This window comes from Stagnihabitans tardus (genome assembly GCF_009925085.1).
Taxonomy (GTDB): Bacteria; Pseudomonadota; Alphaproteobacteria; order Rhodobacterales; family Rhodobacteraceae; genus Stagnihabitans; species Stagnihabitans tardus.
The window spans coordinates 15915-34488 of record NZ_JAABNR010000024.1 but is presented as its reverse complement, the minus strand read 5'-3'; the positions used below and the strand labels follow the sequence as shown (position 1 = coordinate 34488).

19 protein-coding genes are annotated in these 18574 nt (G+C 67.2%); 7 read left to right on the top strand and 12 right to left on the bottom strand.

Annotated features, from left to right (window positions below):
• The first annotated feature begins 3 nt into the window (after positions 1–3).
• Complete coding sequence (locus tag GV832_RS18165; protein WP_168776305.1) at positions 4–399, top strand: Xre family toxin-antitoxin system antitoxin; 396 nt, start codon at positions 4–6, stop codon at positions 397–399.
• 188 nt (positions 400–587) lie between these two features.
• On the opposite strand, the gene GV832_RS18160 is transcribed toward GV832_RS18165, so the two are convergent.
• Positions 588–1475 carry a LysR family transcriptional regulator gene (locus GV832_RS18160; protein ID WP_168776304.1) on the bottom strand — a complete coding sequence of 296 codons (888 nt, stop codon included), beginning with the start codon at positions 1473–1475 and terminating at the stop codon, positions 588–590.
• 75 nt (positions 1476–1550) lie between these two features.
• Between GV832_RS18160 and GV832_RS18155 the strand changes: the two genes are divergently transcribed.
• The 6 genes from GV832_RS18155 to GV832_RS18130 all read left to right on the top strand — a co-directional run bounded on the left by GV832_RS18155 (position 1551) and on the right by GV832_RS18130 (position 7382).
• Positions 1551–2660 carry an MFS transporter gene (locus GV832_RS18155; RefSeq protein WP_227754519.1) on the top strand — a complete coding sequence of 370 codons (1110 nt, stop codon included), beginning with the start codon at positions 1551–1553 and terminating at the stop codon, positions 2658–2660.
• The gene (locus tag GV832_RS18150; protein WP_168776303.1) at positions 2660–3058 is read left to right on the top strand and encodes a (R)-mandelonitrile lyase; all 399 of its coding nucleotides are present in this window, start codon (positions 2660–2662) and stop codon (positions 3056–3058) included. The genes GV832_RS18155 and GV832_RS18150 overlap by 1 nt, the downstream gene beginning before the upstream one ends.
• An 8-nt stretch (positions 3059–3066) precedes the next feature.
• Positions 3067–4083, top strand: a complete 1017-nt coding sequence (locus tag GV832_RS18145; protein ID WP_168776302.1) for a zinc-dependent alcohol dehydrogenase family protein — start codon at positions 3067–3069, stop codon at positions 4081–4083.
• Positions 4084–4878: 795 nt separating this feature from the next.
• Positions 4879–5232: a hypothetical protein gene (locus GV832_RS18140; RefSeq protein ID WP_168776301.1), complete on the top strand. Its 354-nt coding sequence runs from the start codon at positions 4879–4881 to the stop codon at positions 5230–5232.
• Positions 5233–5289: 57 nt separating this feature from the next.
• Positions 5290–6237 (top strand): MbnP family copper-binding protein, encoded by a 948-nt coding sequence (locus tag GV832_RS18135; protein WP_168776300.1) that lies wholly within the window; start codon positions 5290–5292, stop codon positions 6235–6237.
• Entirely contained in the window at positions 6234–7382 is a 1149-nt protein-coding gene (locus GV832_RS18130) for a methanobactin export MATE transporter MbnM (protein WP_168776299.1), read from the top strand. The genes GV832_RS18135 and GV832_RS18130 overlap by 4 nt, the downstream gene beginning before the upstream one ends.
• A gap of 304 nt (positions 7383–7686) precedes the next feature.
• Here the strand turns inward: GV832_RS18130 and GV832_RS18125 are convergent, their stop codons facing one another.
• From GV832_RS18125 to GV832_RS18075, 11 genes are all read right to left on the bottom strand, one after another.
• Positions 7687–7830 carry a hypothetical protein gene (locus GV832_RS18125; protein ID WP_168776298.1) on the bottom strand — a complete coding sequence of 48 codons (144 nt, stop codon included), beginning with the start codon at positions 7828–7830 and terminating at the stop codon, positions 7687–7689.
• Between the two features lie 15 nt (positions 7831–7845).
• Positions 7846–8139, bottom strand: coding sequence for a hypothetical protein (locus GV832_RS18120; RefSeq protein ID WP_168776297.1), 294 nt, complete (start codon positions 8137–8139; stop codon positions 7846–7848).
• A gap of 128 nt (positions 8140–8267) precedes the next feature.
• Entirely contained in the window at positions 8268–8375 is a 108-nt protein-coding gene (cydX, locus tag GV832_RS18115) for a cytochrome bd-I oxidase subunit CydX (protein WP_168776296.1), read from the bottom strand.
• 10 nt (positions 8376–8385) lie between these two features.
• Entirely contained in the window at positions 8386–9546 is a 1161-nt protein-coding gene (gene cydB / locus GV832_RS18110) for a cytochrome d ubiquinol oxidase subunit II (protein ID WP_168776295.1), read from the bottom strand.
• A gap of 4 nt (positions 9547–9550) precedes the next feature.
• Complete coding sequence (locus tag GV832_RS18105) at positions 9551–11146, bottom strand: cytochrome ubiquinol oxidase subunit I (RefSeq protein ID WP_168776294.1); 1596 nt, start codon at positions 11144–11146, stop codon at positions 9551–9553.
• Positions 11147–11232: 86 nt separating this feature from the next.
• Positions 11233–12852 carry an amino acid ABC transporter ATP-binding/permease protein gene (locus tag GV832_RS18100; RefSeq protein ID WP_168776293.1) on the bottom strand — a complete coding sequence of 540 codons (1620 nt, stop codon included), beginning with the start codon at positions 12850–12852 and terminating at the stop codon, positions 11233–11235.
• The gene (locus GV832_RS18095) at positions 12849–14402 is read right to left on the bottom strand and encodes an ATP-binding cassette domain-containing protein (protein WP_168776292.1); all 1554 of its coding nucleotides are present in this window, start codon (positions 14400–14402) and stop codon (positions 12849–12851) included. The genes GV832_RS18100 and GV832_RS18095 overlap by 4 nt, the downstream gene beginning before the upstream one ends.
• Positions 14395–15729 carry an ATP-binding protein gene (locus GV832_RS18090; RefSeq protein ID WP_168776291.1) on the bottom strand — a complete coding sequence of 445 codons (1335 nt, stop codon included), beginning with the start codon at positions 15727–15729 and terminating at the stop codon, positions 14395–14397. The genes GV832_RS18095 and GV832_RS18090 overlap by 8 nt, the downstream gene beginning before the upstream one ends.
• Positions 15726–16730, bottom strand: coding sequence for a cytochrome C (locus GV832_RS18085; RefSeq protein ID WP_168776290.1), 1005 nt, complete (start codon positions 16728–16730; stop codon positions 15726–15728). The genes GV832_RS18090 and GV832_RS18085 overlap by 4 nt, the downstream gene beginning before the upstream one ends.
• Positions 16727–18142, bottom strand: a complete 1416-nt coding sequence (locus tag GV832_RS18080; RefSeq protein WP_168776289.1) for a c-type cytochrome — start codon at positions 18140–18142, stop codon at positions 16727–16729. The genes GV832_RS18085 and GV832_RS18080 overlap by 4 nt, the downstream gene beginning before the upstream one ends.
• The gene (locus GV832_RS18075; RefSeq protein ID WP_168776288.1) at positions 18143–18526 is read right to left on the bottom strand and encodes a hypothetical protein; all 384 of its coding nucleotides are present in this window, start codon (positions 18524–18526) and stop codon (positions 18143–18145) included.
• Positions 18527–18574 lie beyond the last annotated feature (48 nt).

Genomic DNA, 18574 nt, shown 5'->3' with positions numbered 1-18574 from the left:
GGGATGAAATCCAAGAGCAGACCGGAATTGCCGCTTGGCTCGACACCGGCCGACCTGCTGGCCGCCCACAAGGTCATCCAAAAGGGGATCCGTGCTAAGGACATTCGCAGGCATTTGAGAAGCCTTGGTGTCGACCCGAGCCTTGTGGCTGGTTTTATCGAGGTGCCGTCTTCGAAGCGGCGCCTCGGCCCAACCGCCAGCGACGTCGCCTTATCCCTCCTCGCGGTCTTTACAAATGTAGTCGCGATCTTCGGCTCCGCCGATGCGGCCCTGGATTGGCTATCAACACCAGTGTCGAGCCTTGATGGCCATGTGCCTTTGGCTCTGCTCTCGACACGGGCTGGCACTCAAGCGGTGCGGGATCATCTCGTCCGCATCGAGTTCGGGGTTTACTGCTAATCGGGCCTTGGCACCTCGGTCCACATCGCGAAGGGCGTTGTGGGCCGGTTGCAAAAAGCGTGGTTATCATCGACCTTTTCGGCCCAAAGCTGCCTGTCATGCTGACCTGGCTCCTGGCGCAAACCAGTCGTTCGGCCGCCAGCCCCATTCTGGCGTCTTCTGCGAGATTTCCGCCGGCGCATTGCGCATCATTCCCGCCAGCGCAGCGCCTCGACAAGGGTGCGGAAGGCGGGGAGGTTGCGGCGGCGGCTTGGGAAATAGAGATGATATCCCGGGAAATGCGGGCACCAGTCGTCCAGCACCGGAACGAGGGATCCCGCGGAGAGAGCGCCCGCGACCAGGTCCTCGGGCAGATAGGCGAGACCCAGTCCCGCCTCGGCCGCGCGCAGCATCGGGAAGGTCGAGTTGAAGGTCAGCCGCCCCTCGACCCGCACCCGCAAATTTTTCTCGGCCTTGGTGAACTCCCAGCCATAAAGCCCGCCCGAGGTCGCCTGCCGGTGGTTGATGCAATCATGCCCGATCAGCTCTTGGGGATGGCCGGGCACCCCCCGTCGTGCGAGGTAGGCCGGGGCCGCCACAGTCACCAGCCGCCAATCGGCCGAGACGCGGACCGCGACCATGTCTGCCTCAAGGCTCTCGCCCAGACGGATCCCGGCATCGAATCCCTCTGCCACGATGTCGCGGAAGCCGTTGTCCAGGTTGCATTCCAGCGCGATCTCGGGATGGGCGGCCAGGAAGGCCTGTAACCGCGGCCAGAGGAGGTTCAGCGCATGGTCTGACAAGGTCAGCCGCACCCGCCCCGCCGGGCGCTCGCCCAGGGCCATGAGGCTGGTGATCTCGGCCTCGATCTCTTCCATCCTTGGGGCAAGCGCATGGTAGAGCCGCTCGCCCGCCTCGGTCAGGGCCACGGCGCGGGTGGTGCGGTTGAAGAGCCGCAGCCCCATGGCCGCCTCCAACCCCTTGATCCGGTGCGACAGGGTGGATTGCGAGACGCCAAGCTTGGCCGCTGCCCGCGTGAAGTTCAGCACCTGCGCCAGGGTCTGGAACCACAGAAGGTCATTCAGCGGCGGAGTCATTCATGTCCCTTTTCGATCAATGCAAGCGGATTACTTGGGCTAATCATCGCGATCGTCCTGCGATATGCAATGTGCATGACACGCAACCTTGCAATTCCCGCGATGGCGCTTTGTGCCGGCACCCTGGTCGCTTCCGAGTTCCTGCCCGTGGCGCTTTTGACCCCCATCGCCCGCGACCTTGGGATCACCGAGGGGCAGGCGGGCCAGGCGATCTCTGTCTCGGGGCTGTTTGCGGTGGTCACCAGCCTGATGATCACCGGTCTTGTGGGGGCACTTGACCGCAAGCGGGCGCTGGGGCTGTTTGCGCTGGCCATGGTCGTGTCCGGCATCGTCGTGACGCTGGCGCCGAACTATCCGGTGCTGATGGCGGGCCGAGCACTTTTGGGCGTCGCAGTGGGAGGCTTCTGGTCCCTGTCGGCCTCGGTGGTGATGCGGGTGGCGGGCAATGTGCCGCGCGGCCTGGCCGCCTTGAATGCCGGGGTTGCCCTGTCCTCCATCCTGGCCGCGCCGCTTGGCGCCTCGGTCGAGCATCTTTGGGGCTGGCGGGTGGCCTTTTTCGTGCTGGTGCCGCTGGCAGGTCTCGCGCTTTGGGGCCTGGCGCGACACTTGCCGGCCTTGCCAGTACGCCCCGCGCAAAAAGCCCCCCTGGGCCTTCTGGCGCAGCCGCATATCGCCCTGGGCATGGGGTCGACCTGCCTGTTCTTCCTTGGCCAATTCGCGCTCTTCACCTACTTGCGTCCCCATCTGGAGGCGCGAGGGTCTGATCTGTCGCTGACCTACCTGTCCATGGGGCTGGCAGGTCTTGCGGGGACCTGGGTCGTGGCTCGTGCCTTGCCGCGCCTGCCCTATGCGCTGTTGATCGGTATTCCCGCAGTGATGGCTGTGCTGGCGCTTGGCCTTTTGGCGGGCTTGCCCACGCTGCCCCTGTTGATCCTGTGGTCCTTTGCCGCCACGGGCGCCCCGGTCGGCTGGGGTGCCTGGATGACGCGGGCGCTTGGGGCGCAGGCCGAGGCGGGTGGAGGCCTGCAGGTCGCCGTCATTCAGGCTGCGATCATGGGCGGTGCGGCGGTGGGAGGACTGGTCTTTGACGCGGCGGGCGTCCGTGCCACCTTCATGCTGGCCGTCGTTGCCCTTTTGGCCGCAAGCCTTTTGGCAGCCCTGACCCACCGAACAAGGAGAGACTGATGCAGATCACCCGCGCAGGCGCCCTCGCCACCCGCAAGGGACCAGCCGCCTGGTTCACCGGCGAGGTCCGGATCGACTCGCTCTTCAACCCCGCCGCCCCTGACCGGGTGCAAGGCGCACTTGTCACTTTCGAGCCCGGCGCCCGGACCGCTTGGCACACCCATCCGCTTGGCCAGACCCTGATCGTCACGGCGGGCCTCGGCCGCGTCCAGCGCGACGGCGGCCCGATCGAGGAAATCCACCCCGGCGATGTCGTGACCTTTGCCCCCGATGAACGGCACTGGCATGGCGCCGCGCCAGACCAGGCCATGAGCCATATCGCCATCCACGAGGTCCAGGGCGGCGAGACCGTCACCTGGGCCGAAGCCGTCACCGACGCCGATTACCTCGGCCAATAGGAGCCCCCATGCGCGCCACCGTCCTGCACGCCCCCGGCGATATCCGCTTCGAAGAGGTCCCCGAGCCGAAGATCCTGAAACCCACCGATGCGGTGATCCGGCTGGCGGCCAGCTGCATCTGCGGGTCTGACCTCTGGCCCTGGCGCGGTTTGCAGCCCGTCGGCGCGCCGATGCCGATGGGCCACGAATACTGCGGTGTGGTGGTCGAGATCGGATCGGAGGTCAAGACCGTGACACCCGGCCAGTTCGTTGTGGGATCCTTCTGCCTTTCGGACAACACCTGTCCGCATTGTCGCAACGGGTTCCAGTCCTCCTGCAATCAGCGCGAGTTCATGTCAGGCGCTCAGGCCCCCTATGCCCGGGTGCCGTTGGCTGATGGCACCCTGGTCGCCACACCCGAGATGCCGAGCGAGGACCTGATCCCTTCGCTTCTGGCGGCTTCGGATGTCCTGGGCACCGGGTGGTATGCGGCGGACGCGGCGCGAGTCCTGCCAGGGTCCACGGTCGCCGTGGTGGGCGATGGCGCCGTGGGTCTGATGGGGGTGCTGGCGGCCAAGCAGATGGGCGCGGGGCGGATCATCGCCATGAGCCGCCACAAGGCCCGCCAGGACCTTGCGCTGCATTATGGCGCCACCGATATCGTGCAGGCCCGCGCAGAGGCGGGGATCGCAGAGCTTCGCGCCCTGACCGGGGGCATCGGCGCCGATGCCGTGCTGGAATGCGTGGGCACGCAAGAGGCGATGCAACAGGCGTTGCGTGTCGCCCGGCCCGGCGCCACGGTGGGCTTTGTCGGCGTCCCCCATGGGGTTGAACTCGACGGCCAGGCGCTGTTCTTTGCGCAGGTCGGACTCATGGGTGGTCCTGCCCCCGTGCGTCGGTTTCTGCCACATCTGATGGACCTGGTCCTGTCCCGCCAGATCGACCCCGGACGCGTCTTCGACCAGAGCCTGCCCTTGGCCGATGTGGCCGAAGGCTACCGCGCCATGGATGAGCGCCGCGCGATCAAGACCTTGCTTCGGATGTGATCGGGTTACCACCAGACAGGGCTCTTCTCCGCGCGTATGCCGGCCCACCTCTGGCCAGTTCCCACGGCAACCTTAGTGGGTGCTCCTTTGGGCCTGGTCGCATCTCCAGGCACAGGAAAGCAAGGCAGGTTGCCCAAGAGCAGCGCAACTGGCCAAAACCAGACAGGTCCGGACCATTGCTGCCGATCAGGCCGTCTGGTCTCTTGTGAGTTGTCCTGTCTTAAGCGGTCATTCGAGCGCGCCATCCTTGAGGCATAGACAACTGCTATCGCATGCGCTCGAAGCGGAGGGGTTCTGGAGTGGTCAGGTGATGAGGCTGCGCTTAGTCCCGCCCATGGTGGCACGGCGCGCAAGCGAGAGGACTGGTGGCCTGGCAAGACAGAGCCCAGATAGAGGCTGCGGTGGGCTTCGCCCCCAAGGTTTCGGCCCAAGAAACTCCGTCCAACCCTGCGGCCCGTCCTTTCATAGGCCCCTAAAGCCTCAGACGAGCAACGGCTTGGAGGAGCCTCGTATCAGCGGCGTCCAAAGGAGATGCGTCCGGGTTCTGTGCCAAGGACCCGAGCGCCCTAGGCATCGATCTTTGGAATCCTGGATCCTTTGGTCGACCATGGAAGGCAAGAGCCCTGGCGCGACTGAACACGGATACCAAGGATCTCGGACCCGGGTCGCCTGAGACGCCGTTGCGCAGGATCAGATCTTCGGGCGGGAAGGCTGGTTTCATCGCGGCAAAAGGGTAGTTCACGATCTGCACAGGCGAGGCTTGCATAGACTCGGCGAATTTGGGATAGCTCTGCCATGATCCGCTTGCGCGCCCTTGTTTCCGGCCTTGCTCTGACGCTCGCCCTTGTGGCGGCGCTGGCTTTGGTGGCCTTGGGCGGGGCGCATCGCTTTTCCAAGGCGGACGACCTGGCCCAGGCGGCGGCCCTGACCTATGGCGCTGCGGCGCTGTGTGGCGAGGTTGAAAAGGGCAGTGGCGCAGAGTGCCCTGCTTGCCACCTGGCGGGCGCGGTGATCCTGTCCGAACCCTCGGCCCTGACCTTGGATCAAGAGGTGCGCTTCGTGGCAACCATCACCCTGCCGATGGAGCAGCAGGGTGTGCGGACGCCCTTCGACCCTTCGCACGGGCTGCGCGGTCCTCCTGTCGCTTGACATCCGGCCTGCCGGTGGGGTTCCCGCCGGACCCTTTGTCACAACAGGATCATCCAAATGAAATCGCTTGCTGTCCTCACGGCCCTCGTGGCCACGCCCGCTGCTGCCGAAATGGCCATGAAGGCCGCCCCCATGGCCGAACCCGTGCCCTTCACCCTAAACTTCCAGGCGACCGATGGGGCCAGCCCCGTCACCTGTACCTCGGTCATCGAGGGCCTGGGGCCCGAGGGCCGTTACAAGGTCGGCATCAACGACCTGCGCTTCTACATCAGCGATGTGGTCTTCCAGAAGGCCGATGGCACCAGCCTGCCCGCCAAGCTGGATGCCAACGACTTCCAGCTGACCCTCCCCGAGGGCACTGTCGCCCTGATCGACCTGACCGGCGATACCGAGGGCAGCTGCGCCCCGGGGTCGATCCAGTTCGGCGAGGGGACGGCGGCGGTCAATGCCCAGGTCACCGGCATGAACCCCTTGCCCGATGCGACCTCGGTCAGCTTCCGCATAGGCGTGCCGCAAGAGGTCATGTCCGCCGTCATCGCTGCCCATTCCGACAAGGATGCGCCCAAGCCGCTCGATCAGATGTACTGGAACTGGGCCATGGGCTATCGGCATTTCGTGCTGAACGCCAAGGTCGACGTGACCGACGGCACCTTCGGCGAGGCCTATCTTCACATCGGCTCGATGGGCTGCGGGCCGATGGAGGGCAAGGCCCTGGCCGACCGTCCGCGCTGCGATTTCGTCAACACGCCCCTCGTTCGCCTGCCCATGGCGGCGGATGGCTCGCTGGACGTGGCCTTGGACCTGCGCGAGGTCCTGTCAGGCTATGACTATGTCGCGCCGGTCATGGACATGGCGACCATGACCAAGATCGGCGAGGGCCCGGGGCTCGCCTGCCACTCCGGCCCGATGCAGGCCCATTGCGACGTGCTCTTCAAGACCTTCGGCATTTCCCGCGTGACGGGCGATGCCGAAGGCCTGGCCATGCCTTTCCACGCCCTGCCATGATCCGCACTGCCCTTGTCCTGTGCCTGGCCCTGGTGACCCCAGGGCAGGCGCAGGACCTGCGCTCTATTCTGCACTTGCCCGAGGCCGTGGCCCTGCCGCGCCTGCAGGAGGAGAATGTGCCGACCGCCGAGAAGGTCGCCTTGGGGCGGGCGCTGTTCTATGACCTCCGGCTCTCGGCCAATGGCACCCAGGCCTGCGCCTCGTGCCATCACCAAGAGCTGGCCTTCACCGACGGGCTGGCGCGCTCGACCGGCTCGACCGGGCATATGCTGCTGCGAAATTCCCAGGGCCTGGTGAACCTGGGCTATCTGCCGAATTACACCTGGGCCTCGAATGCCTTGGTCTCTCTGGAAGACCAGATCCACGTCCCCCTGCGCAACGAGCGCCCGGTCGAGCTTGGCATCAACGACGCCAATGCCGCCGAGGTCCTGGCGCGCTTTGCCGAGGACCCGGAGTATCAGGCGATGTTCGCCGCCGCCTATCCCGATGGTCAACCCAGCTGGAACCGGATCGTGGGGGCGCTTGCCTCTTTCCTGCGCACGATCAACAGCTTTGACAGCCGCTTTGACCGCTACCTTGCGGGGCAGACCTCTGCCCTGACCGACCAGGAACGTCGGGGGTTGGCGCTGTTCAACTCCGAACGGCTGGAGTGTTTCCACTGCCATTCCGGCCCCACCATGACGACCGCCTATGTCGATGCGAACGACCCCCCGGGCAAGCATCCCTTCGTCTTCTTCTCGAACGGGCTTTACAATGTGGGCAATGCCGGGACCTATCCGGAAGAGGATCGCGGGCTTTACGACCTGACCTTGAAACCGCGCCACATGGGCCTCTTCCGCCCGCCCTCGCTGCGCAACGTCGCCCTGACCGCGCCTTACATGCACGACGGCAGCCTTGCGACGCTGGACCAGGTCATCACCCACTATGCCCAGGGCGGCACGGTGACGACCGAGGGCCCCAAGGCCGGCGATGGCCGCCTGATGCCCACGCGCTCCTCCTTCGTGCGGGGTTTTGCCCTGACGCCTGCGGAAAAGGCCGACCTGATCGCCTTTCTGGACAGCCTGACGGACGAAAGCCTCTTGACCAATCCCGCCTATGCCAACCCCTGGCCCGAGGGCCATCCGGCACGGGGAGAGGCGCCATGAATTTCCATCAGGTGGTCCCACACCGCCTGTCCTGCCGCGGCCTTCGGGCCAGGGCAGGCGCTCCTTGCGGAAGGACCTGCACCGGTTCCCTTCCCGTCCTGCCCTGCCGCAGGGAGCGACCCGTTTCCGGCCTTTGTCCGGGGTCTTGACCTCGAACAAAGGTAGCCGGGGGTTTCATTCCCGTGAACACCTCGGCTTGACTGCCCCCGTCCGCTCTTTCCCAAAAGTTCCCCGGACGGGGGCCCTTTTTTCAAGATGACAAGTTTTTGGGCAGAGGTCCACCCGGGACGATCGGGGGCTTCGGTCAGGCATAGATCGCGCCATGGCCATGGGCCAGGTTCACCAGCTTGAAGAGCATGAGATTGGCGGCCTGGGCCAGGGCCTCTTCGATGGCAAAGCAGTCGGGGTCATAGGTGCCATCGGTCAGGAACCCCTTGCGCCGCGCCATGGCGAAAGAGAAGCACTAATAGGCCTGCGCGCGCAGGCAGGCCCTGTGCCAGAGCAGAAAGGGCCGCAGAAGCCGCCCCGGGCCCGTCAGCCGCGCCAGGCGATCATCGAGGGCCTGGGCCTTCAGCTCCAGCCGATAGGCCTCGGCAAAGAAATCGTCATGGCGCCGGGCGTAATCGGCCATGGCGGCGCGCAGGATCGCCGGGTGCAGGAACTGGGTCTCGGCCGGGGCCTCTTGCCATAGGGCGAGGATCTCGGCGGCAGGAAGGTCGGGGGGGAGGTGCTCGGCGGAGAGGCTGGGGGAATACATGGGCTGTGCTCGAGGGAAAAAGGCCGCCCGGCCCGGGACGGGCCCGAAGCGCGGGCGGCAGGTAAACCCGTGGACGAAGGGATTGTCCCGGGGGCGTCCCGGGCCGGATGTGGGTCCGGCCCGGAAAGTCAGTCGCGTGTGAGCGCCGCGTCGGCCTTCATCTCCAGCCACATGGCGTTGAGAACGGCGAACATCACGGCGACGGGCAGGCCCAGGGCCCAGGCGAAATACCACATGGCGGTCTCCTCAATAGGCGTTGGGATTGCTGCGCAGCTCTTCCGCCCCGACCTTGCCCCAGAGGACACGGTAGACCCAGGCGGTATAAGCCAGCACGATGGGCAGGAAGATCACCGTGCAGACCAGCATGATGAACAGCGTCTGATGCGAGGACGAGGCATTCCAGACCGTCAAAGAGGCTCCGGGCTGGACGGATGAGGGCAGGATGAAGGGGAACATCGTCAGCCCCACCGTCGAGATCACGCCGAAGATGCCGAGTTTCGAGGCCAGCAGCGCCCAGCCTCCGCCGCCCTTGCGCAGGATCAGGCTGGCCAGCGCGATGCCCAGGATCCCCATGACCGGCGCCACGACGATCCAGGGCCGGACCGCATAGGCCTCCAGCCAGGACCCGCCTCGCTCCATCGGCAGCCACAGCGGGTTCGAGGGGCCGTTCGCCGGAACCTCGGCGGCATAGTGATAGGCCGGGATGCCATAGGCGAGCCAAAGCCCGGCCAAGACGAAGGCCGCCACGGCGACCAACCCGCTGACCGAGCCGATGGACCGCGCCCGCCCCGCCACCTTTCCCTCGGCCTTGAAGGACAGCCAGGCCGCGCCATGGGTCACCAGCATCGCCGCCGAAACCACCCCGGCCAGAAGCGCGAAGGGATTGAGCAGGCCCAGAAGCTTGAGGATCGCATTGCCCTCATAGACCGGGACCAGCGTATCGGTCAGGCCAAAGGGCACGCCTTGCAGCGCATTGCCCACCGCCACGCCGAAGATCAGCGCGGGCACGCCGCCGCCGATGAACAAGGCCCAGTCCCAGCGGCTCCGCCAGGCGGCATCAGGCCGCTTGTTGCGGTATTTGAACCCCACGGGGCGCAGGATCAACGCGGCCAGCACCAAGAACATGGCGAGGTAAAAGCCCGAGAAGCTGACCGCATAAAGCGGCGGCCAGGCGGCAAAGATCGCCCCGCCACCGAGGATCAGCCAGACCTGGTTGCCCTCCCAGACCGGGCCGATCGTGTTGATGGCGATGCGGCGCTCTTCGTCGGTCTTGCCGACAAAGGGCAACAGAGCCGCCACCCCCATGTCGAAACCATCGGCCAGGGCCACCCCGATCAAGAGGACGCCCAAAAGCACCCACCAGATCACGCGCAGCGTGTCATAGCTTAGAAGTTCGTGCAGGATCATGATCTTACTCCGCCGGTTGAGCGTTGGGAGAGGCAAGCCGCGCCTCATGCGCGACACGCCAGTCCTCGGTCAGGGCGACGTCCAGCACCGGCCCCTTGCGGATCGCGGCCAGCATCAGGCGCATCTCGATGACCAGAAGCACGGTGTAAAGCGTCACGAAACCGGCCAGCGTCAGGGCAAGGTCCAGCGCCGAAAGACGGCTGACCGACATGGCGGTGGGCAAAAGCCCGTCCACCGTCCAGGGCTGGCGGCCATATTCCGCGACGAACCAGCCGGTCTCGGCGGCAAGCCAGGGCAAGGGGATCGCCACGACCGCCAGGCGCAGGAACCAGCGCGGATAGGACCCGCCCCGGAAGGAGGTGCGCCAGAAGGCGAAGACCAGCATCCCCAGCATGACGAAGGCGGCGCCCACCATGAAGCGGAAGGTCCAGAACATCGGCCCGACATTGGGCACCGTGTCCCAGGCGGCCTTCTGGATCTGGTCATCGGTGGCCTTGGTGGGGTCCTCGACATAGCGCAGCAGCAGCATGGCATAGCCGAGGTCGGCGCCGTGCGCCTCGAAAGTCGCGCGAACTTCGGCCGGGGCATTGGCGCGCTCGGCGCGGATGACCTGCAGGGCCTCCCAGGCGATCAGGCCAGAGCGGATGCGCGCCTCGGCCTGGCCCACCAGGTCGAAAATGCCGGGGATTTCCCGGGTCAGCGACCGCGTACCGATCAGCCCCATCAGCCCGGGGATCTGCACCGCGTAATGAGTCTCGCGCGCCTCGGTGTCGGGGATGCCGAAAAGCGTGAAGGCGGCGGGGGCCTTCTCGGTCTCCCACATGGCCTCCATCGTGGCCAGTTTCATCCGCTGGTTCAGCGTGGCCTCATAGCCCGACTCGTCGCCCAGGAGGATGACCGACAGACACGAGGCCAGGCCAAAGGCCGAGGCCACGGCAATCGACCGCCGCGCCAGTTCGATGTGATGGCCGCGCAAGAGATACCAGGCCGAAACGCCGATCACAAAGAGCGAGGCCGTCACATAGCCCGCGCTGACGGTATGGACGAATTTCGCCTGGGCCACGGGGTTGAAGAGCACGTCATAGAAGCTGGACAGCTCCATCCGCATCGTGTCGGGGTTGAAGACCGCGCCGACCGGGTTTTGCATCCAGCCATTGGCGATCAGAATCCACAGCGCCGAGAAGTTCGAGCCGATGGCCACGCACCAGCCCACGATCATATGGGCGCGGGGGCTCAGCTTCTCCCAGCCGAAGAACCAGAGGCCGACGAAGCTGGCTTCCAGGAAGAAGGCCATCAGGCCCTCGATCGCGAGGGGCGCGCCAAAGATGTCGCCGACGTAATGGCTGTAATAGGACCAGTTCATGCCGAACTGGAATTCCATGGTCAGGCCGGTGGACACGCCCAGGACGAAGTTGATCCCGAAAAGCGTGCCCCAGAATTTGGTCATTTGCCGCCAGACGGGGCGGCGCGTCATCACGTAGACCGTCTCCATCGTCGCGACCAGGATGGACAGGCCAAGGGTCAGCGGGACGAAGAGGAAGTGATACATCGCCGTCGCCGCGAATTGCAGGCGTGAGAGGTCTGCGATGTCTAATTCCATTGTGGAACTCCTTATCCTGCGCAGCCGGGGAGGGCGGCGCTGGATAAGGTCATGCTTTGGCAGGTCCGCGCGGGACTTGATCTAGATCACGCAAGGGGCGCCGGACCGGGTGCCGATTGCCCCAGGTGGACAATCTGTCCTACTGCCCCAAGGTCCTCGGCCCGGTGCGAGACGAGGATCACGGCGGCCTGCGGCAGGGCATTTTTGATGCCTGCAAGGAGGGCCTTGGCCGTGTCGGCGTCCAGACCTTCGGTGGGCTCGTCCAGCAGCAGAAGGCCGGGCGCGGCCAGGATGGCACGGGCGACCGCCAGACGGCGCGCCTCGCCGCCCGACAGGCCCGCGCCTTGGGATTCCAGAACCATCCCCAGCCCGCCGCGCGGGGCGACGACGGGCCACAGCAGGGCGGCGGTCAGGGCCTCCTGCATTTGAGCCTCGGTGGCCTTGGGGGCGGCAAGGGAGAGGTTCTCGGCCAGGGTGCCGCCGATCAGCCCGGGGCGCTGGGGGACCAGGGCCACAAGGCCCGAGGTCAGGGCCTGGTCCGGTGTCAGGCCAAAGACCTTGGCGGCGCCCTGGATCGGCCCAAGCCCCACGAGACCCCAAAGGAGGCTCGACTTGCCCCGCCCCGACGGCGCCGAGAGCCCGACCCAGTCACCGGGGGCGAGGGTCAGGGCGATGGGCGCGTTCAGCGGCCGCCCGTCCAGCGCAAGGGCCACCAGGTCGCGGGCGATGAGCGGCGGGCCCTGGGGGGGCATGGGCGCGGGAATGGTCAGGGCGGGCGCCGGGCTCATGCGCGAGGCGGCGAGCCGCATCCGTCCGGCCTCGGACAGACCGCGCCACATCAGCCGGGGCGCCTCGGTCAGGGCCAGTGCGATCAGCACCCCACCCAGGGTCTCGGCTGGCCCCGCGCCCGCCAGCAGCACCGGCCCTGCCGCCAGGGGGCCCGCCAGCGTCAGCACCGCCTGCGCCCGCCGCTCGGCCCGGTCGATCCGGGCGCGGGCTTTCTCCAGCGCCTCGGATTGGGACAGGACCTGGGCCAAGACCCCCGGCAAGGCACCCTCGATGGCCGACAGGCTGCGCAGGCGAAAGGCCTCGGCCGTGCCCGCGCGCAGGGATTGCAGCGCGGTTTCCTGCGCGGCGGCGGCCTGCGAAAGGCCCCCGGCGGAGAGGACCAGAAGGCAAAGCGCGGCCAGCATCACCGCCACCACCCCCATGGCCGCCCAAGGCCCGATCAGCGCCCAGATCGCCGCGCCCCCGGCCAGCAGGGCCGCCCCCGAGGCGAGGCCCGGAAAGACCATGCGGATCAAGAGCCCCTCGACCGCGTCCAGATCGGCGGTCAGCCGGTTCAGCGCCTCGGCCGAGCGCAGGCGTTGATGGGCGGCCAGACCCCGCCCGGCCTCGGCGCGAAAGAGGCCAAGGCGCAGAAGGTTCAAGGCGCGCAGGGTGGCGTCATGGCTGGTCAGACGCTCGCCATAACGGGCGGCGGCGCGGCCAAAGGTGGTGACGCGGATCACGGCCGAGGGGCGGAAGATGTCGAAGACCTGGCCCGCCCCCGCCAGCCCCGCGACCGCGCAGGCCGCGACAAACCAGCCCGAGGTGCCCATGAGCAAAAGCCCCGCCAAGGCCACCAGCGTGGCCAGCAGTGCCGCCAGGGCAAAGCGCCGCCGCCCGGCGCGGAAAAGCCAAAGGGCCAGTGAGACAAGCCTCATAGCCGGATCACCCTGTCCACGCGGGCCGCAAGCTCCGCGTCATGCGTGGCGACCAGCACCGCCGCCCCGCCGCGCGCCAGGTCACAGAGCGCCTGACCCACCGCCCGGGCGCGTTCGGGGTCGAGGTCTGCCGTGGGCTCGTCGGCCAAAAGCACGGCGGGGCGGCGGTTGAGCGCGCGGGCCACCATCAGCCGCCGCGCCTCGCCGCCCGAGACGCCGCCGCCGCCCTCGCCCAGAACTGTCGCCAGCCCCTGCGGCAGGGCCGCGATCACCGGGCCAAGGTCCAGGCGCGGATCGGGCGGGCCGCCCAGCCACTCGCCCAAAGCCATGGCTGGAAAGCGCGGCACCTGCGGGATCAGCGCGAGGCCCGCGCGGTGGGCATCGGCCGTCGCCTCGGTCAGGGGCGTCTCGCCGCGCCAGACCTCTCCACCCGGGATGAGCCCCGCCAAGGCCCAAAGGGCGGTGGTCTTGCCGGACCCGCTTGGCCCCATCAGCGCCACGCATTCCCCAGGCGCCACAGCGCCATCGGGCAGGGTCAGGCCGCGCCAGCGCAGACCTCCCTGCGCCTTTGCCATGCCACCGGCCCCAAGGATCGTGGGCCCCTCCGCCAGCCTTGCGGCGATGGCCTCCCCGGCGCTGGTGGCGGCGGCGCGGTCGTGCCAGGCGGCGGCCATGTCGCGCAGGGGCTGAAAGAACTCGGGCGCGATCAGCAGGGTGAAGATGCCGCCAAAGGGGGTGATCCCCCCGCCCCAACCGCCCCAGGAGATCAGGCCGAGGAGGGACAGCCCGACCTGCACCGCCACCATGGCCACACCCAGGGCCGCAAAGAACTCCAAGACCGCCGAAGAGAGAAAGGCCAGCCGCAAGACCGCCATGATCCGCGCGCGCAGGCTATCGGCGCGGGTGGCCAGGTCGGCCTCGGCGCGGGGCAGCGCATTCATCAGCCGCAGGTCGGTCAGCGCGGCCATGCGGTCGATCAGCATGCGGTTCAAGGCGCCCTGTTCCACCAGCTGCGCCTTGGCCACCGTCTCGGCCGCCGCCCCCACCAGCGCCATGAAGACCGGGATCAGCGGCCCGGTCACCACCAAGGCCAGGGCCGCCGCCCAGGAGTGCCAGAGCACCAGCCCCAGGATCACCAGCGGCAGGACCCGCACGCGCAAAAGCGCCGGGCGCAGACGCTCGACCCAAGGGGAGATCTGGCCGATGCCCTCGCCCATCAGGGAGGCGAGGCCGCCGGGATCCTCGGGGCCGCGGGGCGAGAGGCGCAGGGCGTGCGACAGAAGCCGCTCCCGCAGATCCCGGCGCAGTGCAGCAGAGAGGGCTTGGGTCTGGCGCAGGGCCAGCGCCTCGACCCCGGCGCGGAGGGCGGCCAGGGCCAGGAAGGCCAGCGCCTGGGGCCAGGCCTGCCCCCCGTCCATCAGCGCGACCACGGCCGAGGCCAGGACCCAGGCCTGCACCAGCCAGAGCAGGGGCCCCAGAAGCGACAGCACGGAGGCCCGCCGCGACAGGCGCCCCTGGGCCTGCAGCGCCTGGGTCAAGATGTCAGCCATGGGCGATCCTTGGCAGATGCAGCGTTACCTCGGCCCCGCCCTCGGGCCGGTTGGCAAGGGACAGCCCCCCGCCCATCCGCCGCAGGGCCGAACGAACGAGGAAGAGCCCCAGCCCATGCGGCCCCGGCTCTGGCTCGGCGCCTTGCAGGATGGCTTGGGGAAAGCCGCAGCCGTCGTCCTGCACGACGATCAGAGTCTGGGCGCCTGCATCGCGCACGGCCACGGTGATCGCCTTGGCCCCCGCCTCGCGCGCATTGTCGAAGAGGTTGGCCAGCGCCCGGGTCAGAAGCACATCGGCCAGGACCACGCCTCCGGGGCCGGGGCGGTCGTCGCGGATCGTCACCGGCGTGCCGCCCGCCCAATCCTCTGCCACTTCGCGCACCAGGGCCACGGGATCGGCGCCATGGGCCTCGTCCAGCCTTGGCCGCCCGCCCACGGTCAGCATATGGCTGATCCGCTCGCGGCAGGTGGCAACGGCGGTCTGCATGGCGGCGATCTGGCGCATCTGGCGGTCGGGCGGCGGCAGGCCGAGGTCGACCCAGTCATCGAGGATCACCGCCAGAGAGGACAGCGGCGTGCCGAGGTCATGCGCTGCCGTCCCCGCCATGAGGCCCAGGCGCAGGACGACCTTCTCCTCCTCGATCTGGCGGGCCAGACGCTCGAGCCTCGCATCTCGGCTGGCGAGGTTGTCTTTGATGCCGAGGATGAAGAGCACCGCAAGCGCCGCGCTGAAGAAGAAGGACAGGAACATGCCCTGCAAATGCAGGTCGAAGGCCGAGGGGCCGGCATGGCTGTGATGCATCGGCAGGTCGATGGGCAGGCCGTTGTTCAAGAGCCAAAGCTGCGCCACCACGGTGGCGATGAATATCACCCCGGCCTGGATCGGCGGCAGAAGAAAGGCCGCGACGATGGCTTGCAGGATGAAAAGCCCGTTGAACGGGTTGGTTCCGCCGCCTGTCCAGTAAAGGATCAGCGTCAGCGCCCCGACATCGACCATCAGATCGGCCACGACGGCCCGCGACAGGGCACCGCCCGGGCGCCTCAACCGCCAGGCCGCCACGAGGTTCACGGCGACCAGAAAGACCAGAAGCCCGGCGATGGGCCAGATCGGCAGGGTGATCTGCAAGGCGGCATGGACGAAGGTCACCGCGATTGTCATGCCCGCGATGGCGAACCAGCGCATCCAGACCAGAAGCCGCAGGTTCATCACCTCGGCCCTTTGGCGGATGGTCTGGGCCTGGGTGTCGGTCATGGCGAGCTCCTGCACGAAAGGCGCCTCCTTGGTGTCAAAGAGGGCCTTCCGCGTCCAGAGGGCGATTTGCCTCATGGGTTGGTCCGGGCCGCCTCGCTTTCGGCGCGGAAAGCCTCGGTCTTGGCGGCGACAGCGGCGCGGTGGTCGGAAAGCGCCGCCTCGCGGTAGAGATGCCGCGCCCCGCCCATCAGGACCAGGATCACCACCATGGCGCCTGCGACCAGCGGAAAGCCCTGGCCGATGAGCGCATCGGGACGCTTCAGCTCTCCCCAGGCCACGAGGCAGAGGAAGGCCGCAACCAGGATCGAGCCCAGGAAGATCGCCACGGCCAGCCCCTGGGACCCCGGCGTCGGCGGCAGGGTGATCAGGGCCAGCGGCCCCACGACGAATTGCGCCAGCGTGGGTCCCAAAAGCCAGCGATAGCCCATGCGGATGACCTGTGCCCGGTCCTGATCCGCCTTGCGGCGGTAAAGCCAGACCACCATCAGCCCGGCCATGGCGGGGCAAGAGAGCATGAAATGCGCATAGCGCGTCCAGACATTGGGCAGCATGGCGGCGTCCCAAAAACCCTGGACCTCTCCCCAGCGGTCGGGCGTCAGCATCAGCGTGACATTGACGAGGAAGATCAGCGGCACGAAGGCGAAGATCGCCATGACCACCAGGATCAGCCCCAAGTGCAGCCAGACCGGCAGCCGGCCCCAGAGGTATTTATGGGCATAGGTCAGAAGGAAAGCCCCGGCGACCAGCGGCACGATCAGAATCCAGAAACTGCCGGTCAGGGCATTGGCCGTATAGAAATAGACCGTATACAGCGTGTTGATCGCCAGAAGCGGACCAACGCCCAGCACCACGGCGATGGATTTGTTGACCGTGATCGTGGCGGCCAGATCATGGGCGATGTGGTCCCAGGCCTTGTCCTTCAACCCGCGGATCTGGGCCACCAGCACCATCATCATGCCGCCCACCATCATGGTGACGAAGAGGATATGCATGAGGAAGAAGCCCACCAGCACGGCGGTCAGCACGCCCACAGGCGCGGGAAGCCCAAGGGGCAGATCATGGGGAACGGGGGTCATCGGGCCTCCTCGCGCAGCTTGACACCGGCGCTTTGGGCGCCTGCCAAGGGCTCGGTCACGGATTGCAGGGTCTGGATGTAAAGCGCCACTTGGGCCAGCTCGGCCGGGCTGCCGGGGAAGGGAGGCATGAAGGGCCGCGCCTCGTGCATATAGGCCAGCGTGTCCATGGTCTTGTCAGGCGTCCAGGGATCATCGCCCAGCATGCGCTGGAAGTGGCCCCGGACCGCGTTGACGCCATTGGCGGTATGGCAGCGCGTGCAGGCGATCATGAAGACATCCTTGCCCGCCTGCACATCGGTGACGGAGGCGCCCGCCGGAATCGCCGCCGTCTCGGCCTGCGACAGCGGATAGGTCCAGGTCGCATAGGGCAGAAGCCCCTTGGACTGATACAGCGGGTAATCCTCGACCCGCAGGCCATTGGCATACATGTATTGGCCGATGACATAGGGCTTGCGGATGAACTCCCGCACCCGCTCGAAATGGCCGGTCAGCCACATGACGGCGACCAGCGGCACCAAAAGCCCCAGGCGCGGCACCCAATGCGGCCGCCAGACGCCCAGCTGCGCCACGCCCATCACCAAGGCCGCCGCCCCGATCATGCCGAGGAACAGCCGGTCCTGCCACTCCTCGAACTGCATCGTGGCCAGACCCGTGGCGAGGTTGGCCAGCATGGTCTCGGGCACGACCGAGGCATACCACCAGCCCGCCAGCACGACGAAAGGCCCGGTCGCCAGCGCAAAGACCGAGACCGCTCGCACCGCTTGGTAGCGGAAGGGATCATCCCGCCGCGTAAAGAACAGGATCAGCATCAGCGCCACCATGGCCGCAAAGCACAAGGCCAAGGCGGTGCGGAAGGCCAGTTGCGGCAGGTAGATCGGATTGGTGAAACCGCTCCACAGGCTGTGGTCGGTCAGCCAATTGCCCGGATCCATCATGAACCCAAGGATCGAGACGATGATCGCCATGGTCACCCAGGAAAACACCGCCAGCGCAAAGCCCAGCCGGATATGGGCCGCCTTGCGCGCGCCCTGCCAGCTCTCCCAGGTCAGGTGATACCACAGGATCAGCACGACCTCGGTGATGAAGACCAGCCATTCGATGAACCAGCCCCAGAAGAAGACCCGGATCAGGCTGCCGATCGAGGCCGGGTTGACGAGGGAAGTCGAGAGCCAGATGCCCACCCCGGTCAGGGCGCCGACGGTCGTGGTGATCAGGAAGGCAAAGAACAGGATGCGCCGCGCCAGCCGGTCCCAGCGCGGATCGCCCTTGCGCGCGCCATACCACTCCATCGCGGCGACCAGGGGGATAAGGCCGACGGCCAGGCCATGGTTGATCAGCACATGCAGGATGGCGATGACGGCGACCAGCAGGCGGTTGCCCATCAGGTCGAGGTGATAGATCGGGAAATCCATCTACTGCGCCTCCACCCAGGCCGGAAGCCGGACCTCATGCGCGCGGCCCTGGGACAGGGTCTCGTTCCAGATGGCCACAAGCCCCAGTTGCAGGCCGTAAAGCGCCAAGAGCCAGGGCCACTCCCCCGAGAGGTGCAGCGCCAGCGCCGCCAGCGACAGGGCCATGGCCTGGGGCACGAGGCCAAGCGCCAGGTCGAAAGGGTGCAGCCGGGGGGCCCGGCCCATGGAGCGCAGCGACCACAGCGCCATCAGCCCCAGGGCCGCCAGCCCCAGCGCGCTGCGCGCGGGACCGGAAAGCCATAAGACAAGGGTGAACATCAGGGCATTCAGCCCATGCCAACGAAACACATGGCCTTCCAGCCATGCCAGGAATTGGGGGATCATCTCGCGCCGTCCTTGGGGTAAACCGCCCAAGCGCATAGGACCTGACAC